Source organism: Inquilinus sp. (assembly GCF_057815775.1).
Window position 1 is genome coordinate 1 of the sequence record NZ_JBYRFX010000071.1, and the last position, 1,819, is coordinate 1,819.

Genomic DNA, 1,819 nt, shown 5'->3' on the forward strand with positions numbered 1-1,819 from the left:
CCTGGTCTACGGCGCCCAGACCTCGCTGATCATCGGCGTCGTCGCCAATGGCGCGGCGGTGCTGATCGGCACATTCTTCGGCGTCGTCGCCGGCTTCTTCGGCGGCTGGTTGGGCGCGGTGATGATGCGCTTCACCGACCTGATGATGGCCTTCCCCGCCCTGCTGCTGGCGATCGTGCTGGCCGCGATCTTCAAGCCGTCGCTGTGGATCGTGGCGCTGGTCATCGCCATGGTGAACTGGGTGCAGATCGCCCGCATCATCTACACCGAGACCCGGTCGATCGCGGAGCGCGACTTCATCGAGGCGGAATGGGGCCTCGGCGCCTCCCGCAGCCGCATCCTGGTCCGTCACATCCTGCCGCACCTGGTCTCCACCACCAACGTCTGGGGCACGCTCGGCATCGCCACCACGGTGCTGCTGGAGGCCACCCTGTCCTTCCTCGGCATCGGGGTGCAGCCGCCGACGCCGAGCTGGGGCAACATCATCTTCGAGAACCAGACCTATTTCACGACCGCGCCCTGGCTGGTGTTCATCCCCGGCGCCGCCATCATCCTGCTGGCCTTGGCCTTCAACCTGGTCGGGGATGCGCTGCGCGACATCCTCGACCCGACACAGAAGGGCCGGCACTGATGGCCGCCTATCTGGCCCGCCGCCTGGCGCAAGCGGTGCTGATCCTGCTCGGCGTCAGCCTGGTCACCTTCGTGCTCCTGTACCTGCTGCCGGCCGACCCGGCGCGGCAGATCGCCGGGCGCAGCGCGACGGTGGAGGTGGTGGCGAATATCCGCGCCCAGCTCGGCCTCGACCGGCCGTTCCATGTGCAATACCTGCGCTATCTCGGCGGGCTGCTGCAGGGCGATCTCGGCCGGTCGTACCTGCAGAAGACCGAGGTGGCGACGCTGATCATGAGCCGCCTGCCGGCCAGCCTGTTGCTGATGGTCGGCGCCATCGTCTGCGAGCTGGCGTTGGGCCTGACCATGGGCGTGATCGCGGCGCTGCGGCGTGGCACCGTGACAGACCATGCGCTGATGCTGACCTCCTTCGTCGGCGTCTCGGCCCCGCAATTCGTGGTCGGCATCCTGCTGCTGTACGTCTTCGCGGTGCAGCTGGGCTGGTTCCCGATCGGCGGCTACGGCACCTTCTCACATCTTGTTCTGCCCTCGCTGACGCTCGGGTTCCTGGGGGCGGGCTGGTATTCGCGGATGATGCGGTCGGCGATGCTGGACGTGCTGCGCCAGGACTACGTGCGCACCGCCCGGGCCAAGGGCCTGAGCACCTGGCGCGTCGTCCTGGCCCACGCCCTGCCCAACGCCTTCCTGCCGATCGTCGCCATGATCGGCATCGATATCGGCCTGTTCATGAGCGGCATCGTCGTCGTCGAATCCGTGTTCGGCTGGCCCGGCATCGGCCAGCTGACCTGGCAGGCGATCCAGCGCATCGACATCCCTATCATCATGGGCGTCACGCTGGTCTCCGCCGTCGCCATCGTGATCGGCAACCTGCTGGCCGACCTGATCGCCCCGTTCATCGACCCGAGGATCAAGCTACGGTGACGGGCGAAGCCCGCGCCGAACCACAGGAGGTTTCATGCTGAAGACCATGCTGCTCGCAGGCGCCGCCGCCCTGGCCCTGGCCTGTGCGTCGCTTCCGGCCGCGGCCCAGGACATCAAGCCGGGCGGCACCATGACCGTCACCTACAAGGACGACGTCACCACCCTCGACCCCGCCATCGGCTACGACTGGCAGAACTGGTCGATCATCAAGAGCATCTTCGGCGGGCTGATGGACTACAAGCCCGGCACCACCGAGCTGGAGCCGGAG

The 1,819-nt window shown here is 67.4% G+C and carries 2 protein-coding genes and 1 pseudogene; all 3 read left to right on the plus strand.

Annotated features, from left to right (window positions below; all coding sequences use genetic code 11):
• A partial coding sequence (locus AC3XYG_RS02755) for an ABC transporter permease (RefSeq protein ID WP_489138280.1) occupies positions 1 to 631 on the plus strand: 631 nt, incomplete at its 5' end.
• Positions 631 to 1,551 carry an ABC transporter permease gene (locus AC3XYG_RS02760; protein WP_489138281.1) on the plus strand — a complete coding sequence of 307 codons (921 nt, stop codon included), beginning with the start codon at positions 631 to 633 and terminating at the stop codon, positions 1,549 to 1,551. The genes AC3XYG_RS02755 and AC3XYG_RS02760, both read left to right, overlap by 1 nt.
• A 34-nt stretch (positions 1,552 to 1,585) precedes the next feature.
• Positions 1,586 to 1,819, plus strand: a pseudogene (locus tag AC3XYG_RS02765) (ABC transporter substrate-binding protein); the annotation flags it as partial.